Below are 4,634 nucleotides of genomic sequence, written 5' to 3' on the forward strand. Positions count from 1 at the left end.
CGTCCGCGCCACCGTCCGCTTCGCCGACGGCGTCGGGGCGCTCACCGACGCCGGGGCGAACGCCTTCCTCGAGATCGGCCCCGACGGCGTCCTGACCGCCCTGACCCGCCAGACCCTCGGAGACGCGGCGGACGTCGTGGCGGCGCCCGCCCTGCGCACCCGGCGCGACGAACAGACCGCGCTGCTCACCGGACTGGCCGAACTGCACGTCGCGGGCGTCCGCGTCGACTGGTCCGCCTTCTTCGAGGGGACCGGCGCCCGCCGCACCGACGTCCCCACCTACGCCTGGCAGCACCGCGCCTACTGGCCGCGCCCCCTCGCCTTCGCCGGGGACGTGGCCGGCGCCGGGCTCACCCCCGCCGAGCACCCGCTGCTCGGCGCGGCGGTGTCGCTGGCCGGTTCCAGCGGCGTGCTGCTCACCGGACGGGTGTCCCTGCGCACCCACCCCTGGCTCGCCGACCACACCATGGGCGGCATGGTCCTCTTCCCGGCCACCGGCTTCCTCGAACTGGCCGTGCGCGCCGGCGACCAGGCGGGCTGCGGCCGGGTGCAGGAACTCACCCTCACCACACCGCTGGTGCTCGAGGCCGGGAGCGCCGTCGCCGTCCAGGTGAGGGTCGGAGCCCCCGACGAGTCCGGCGGCCGGGAACTCGGCATCCACTCCCGGTCCGCCGACGCCCCCGACGAGCCGTGGACCCAGCACGCCACCGGCGTCCTCGTCCCCGACGAGCGGCGGATCGAGTTCGACGCCGCCCAGTGGCCGCCGCAGGGCGCCGAACCCCTCGACCTGACCGGCTTCTACGAGCGCACCGAGTACGGGCCCCTCTTCCAGGGCCTGCGCGCCGCCTGGACCCGCGGCGAGGAGGTCTTCGCCGAACTGGAGCTGCCCGGCCGCGCGGACGACGCCGAACTCTTCGCCCTGCACCCGGCCCTGCTCACCGCCGCCCTGCACGCCGTGGAGTTCGTGGAACTGAAGGACGCCGACCAGGGCCTGCTGCCGTTCTCCTGGTCCGGGGTGTCCCTGCACGCCTCCGGCGCCGCCCGGCTGCGGGTGCGCCTGGCCAAGGCCGGGGAGGACACCGTGTCCATCGCGGCCGTCGACCCCGCCGGCCGGCCCGTACTGTCCGTCGAGGCGCTGGCCCTGCGCCCCTCGTCCGCCGCCCGGCTGCTCGGACCGGGCGCCGCCGGCCGGCCCGCCACGCCGACCGCGCGCACGGCCCGCCCGGCCGCGACCGTCTCCACCGTCCCGGCCAGCGCAGCCGACACGGCCTCCTTCCGCGACCGGCTGACCACCCTCGGCCCCGCCGAACAGGAACAGGCCCTGCACGACCTGGTCGTCACCTGCGCCGCGGAACTCCTCGGCCACCCCGACACCTCCGAGGTCGACCCCGAACGCGACTTCCTGGAGCTCGGCTTCGACTCCCTCATCAGCATCGAACTGCGCCGCAGGCTCAGCGAGGCCACCGGTCTGCAACTGCCCGCCGGCATCGTCTACGACAGCGGCTCCCCGAACGGCCTCACCTCCTGGCTGCTCACCGAACTGGGCGCCCAGGACGGCGGCACCGTCCCACGCGGCGGCGTCCCCGGCGGCCCGGTCGAGAACGACTCGTTGGAGCGGCTGTTCCTCGACGGCATCGCCCGGGGCAGGACCCGGGAGGCGCAGCGCATGCTGGCCACCGTGGCCGCCCTGCGGCCCACCTTCGAGGCGACCGCCGAACTGGAGGACCTGCCCTGGCCGGTGACGCTCGCCGAGGGACCGGCCTCCTCACGGCTGGTCTGCGTCAGCGCGCCCACCGCCAACGGCGGCGTCCACCAGTACGCCCAGCTCTCCGCGCACTTCCGGGGCAGCCGCGACGTGGCCGCGCTGCCACTGGTCGGTTTCGCCACCGGTGAGGCCCTGCCCGCCGGACCCGAGGCCGCTGCCCGGGTGATCGCCGAAAGCGCCCTGCAGGCCGCCGACGGCCGGCCCTTCGTCCTCGTCGGCCACTCCTCGGGCGGTTCCCTCGCCTACGCCGCCGCCGGCGTGCTCGAGAGCACCTGGGGCATCCGTCCCACCGCCGTCGTGCTGCTCGACACCCTGAGCATCCAGCACAAGAACGACGAGGGCGTGGACTTCTCGGGCATGATGCGGTTCAACTTCACCGCCGTCGACGACTCGCCCGTACGGCTCACCAACTCCCGGCTGTCCGCGATGGGCCGCTGGATGGTGCTGCTCAACGCCCTCGACGTGCATCCCACCACCGCGCCCGTACTCGAGATCAAGTGCACCCGCGCCCTCATCGAGGGCGTCCCCGCACCGGACGCCGACACCCTGCACGAACCGCTGGTGCCGTCGGCCACGGTACGGCCGGTCGACGCCGACCACCTCTCCCTGATCCGTGAGGACTCCGCGAAGGCAGCCGCCCTCATGGAGGAATGGCTGACCGCCCTCGAGGGGGCGGTCGCCGTCCGATAACCGACGACGACGAGGGAATCCACCAGTTCTCATCCCGGGCCGGGCGTGTGTGGTGTCCACCACCGCGCCCGGCCCCGCATTTCTCTCCAGGCTCTAGGGAAACCCGCAGTCCGGGACGGCCAGACTGGCCACCGGTCCGGGCCGGGCCTACGGCCCGGACCGAGAAGGCCACCGGTGCGCCTGCTGCGCGGACCGCGGGTTTTCCGAACAGGGTCGGGGCGTGGAATCCGGGAATCGCCGCTCTCCGCGTTTTCCGGAATCTGAGTGAGAGGTGGGCACCTGATGTCGAACGAGGACAAGCTCCGCGCGTACCTCAAGCGGGCGATCGCCGACCTCCAGGAGGCCCGGCAGCAGCTCAGCGAGGCCGAGAACCGCGACCGCGAGCCCGTCGCCGTCGTCGCGATGGCCTGCCGCTACCCCGGCGGCGCCCGCTCGCCCGAGGAACTGTGGGAGCTGGCCCGGAACGGCGTGGACGCCATCTCCACGTTCCCCGCCAACCGCGGCTGGGACCTCGACCGGCTGTTCCACCCCGACCCCGCCCACCACGGCACCACCTACGCCCGCGAGGGCGGCTTCCTGCACGAGGCAGGCGAGTTCGACCCGGCGTTCTTCGGGATCTCCCCGCGCGAGGCCCTCGCCATGGACCCGCAGCAGCGCCTGCTCCTGGAGACCTCCTGGGAGGCCCTGGAACGCGCCGGCGTCCTCCCGGACTCCCTCACCGGCAGCCCCACCGGCGTCTTCGTCGGCACCGGGCACGGCGACTACGACAGCGCCTCCCGGGGCCGCCAGGAAGAGGTCGCCGGACACCTCCTGACCGGCAACACGGTCGCCGTCGCCTCCGGCCGCCTGTCCTACACGTACGGCTTCGAGGGCCCCGCCGTCACCGTCGACACCGCCTGCTCCTCCTCCCTGGTCGCCCTGCACCTGGCCGTGCGTTCCCTGCGCCAGGGGGAGTGCTCCCTCGCCCTGGCGGGCGGCGCCACGGTCATGTCGACGCCGAAGATGTTCACCGAGTTCTCCCGGCAGCGCGGCCTGGCCGCCGACGGCCGCTGCAAGGCCTTCGCCGCCGCCGCCGACGGCACCGCCTGGTCCGAGGGCGTCGGCATGCTCGTCCTGGAGCGGCTCTCCGACGCCCGCCGCAACGGCCACCCCGTGCTCGCCGTCATCCGCGGCTCCGCCGTCAACCAGGACGGCGCCTCCAACGGCCTGACCGCCCCCAACGGCCCCTCCCAGCAGCGCCTGATCCGCCAGGCCCTCATCGACGCCGGCCTGTCCGCCGCCGAGGTCGACGTGGTCGAGGCGCACGGCACCGGCACGACGCTGGGCGACCCGATCGAGGCACAGGCGCTGCTGGCCACCTACGGCCAGGACCGGCCCGCCGACCGGCCGCTGCTGCTCGGCTCGCTGAAGTCGAACATCGGCCACACCCAGGCCGCCTCCGGTGTCGGCGGCGTCATCAAGATGGTGCAGGCCATCCGCCACGGCGTCCTGCCCAAGAGCCTCCACATCGACGCGCCCACCCCGCACGCCGACTGGGCCGACGGCGCCGTCGACCTGCTCACCGAGCACACCGACTGGCCGGAGACCGGCCGGCCGCGCCGCGCGGGCGTCTCCTCCTTCGGCGTCAGCGGCACCAACGCCCATCTCCTCCTGGAGCAGGCCCCGGACGCGGAGCCCGCCGACGAGGCCGGCACCGGGTCGGCCCAGGCCCCGGTGTGGTTGCCGTGGGTGGTGTCGGCGAAGTCGCGTGAGGCGGTGCGGGAGCAGGCGGCGCGGCTGGCGGCGTCCGTGTGCTGGACGTGGCGCACTCGCTGGCGTCGACGCGTGTCGCGATGGAGCACCGTGCGGTCGTCGTCGGCCGGGAGAACGGCGATCTCCTCTCCGGTCTCGACGCGCTCGCCGCCGGCGAGCCGGCCCCCGGCCTCGTCGAAGGAACCGCCGCCGAAGGCGGCGACGTCGTCTTCGTCTTCCCCGGCCAGGGTTCCCAGTGGGCGGGTATGGCGGTGGAGCTCCTGGACACCTCACCGGTCTTCGCCCAGCGGATGTCCGCCTGTGCCGACGCCCTGGCTCCTCATGTCGAGTGGTCGTTGCTGGATGTGGTGCGGGGTGTGGAGGGTGCTCCTTCGGTGGAGCGGGTGGATGTGGTGCAGCCGGTGTTGTGGGCTGTGATGGTGTCGTT

At 74.1% G+C, this 4,634-nt stretch carries 1 protein-coding gene and 1 pseudogene; both read left to right on the top strand.

The annotated features are described in order from the left end of the window. A partial coding sequence (locus ADK41_RS38175) for a polyketide synthase dehydratase domain-containing protein (protein WP_037805342.1) occupies positions 1-2,455 on the top strand: 2,455 nt, incomplete at its 5' end. A 282-nt stretch (positions 2,456-2,737) separates the two neighbouring features. Further along, positions 2,738-4,634 (top strand): annotated as a pseudogene (locus ADK41_RS38180) (type I polyketide synthase); the annotation flags it as partial.

The sequence above is a fragment of the Streptomyces caelestis genome, from assembly GCF_001279005.1.
Taxonomy (GTDB): Bacteria; Actinomycetota; Actinomycetes; order Streptomycetales; family Streptomycetaceae; genus Streptomyces; species Streptomyces heliomycini.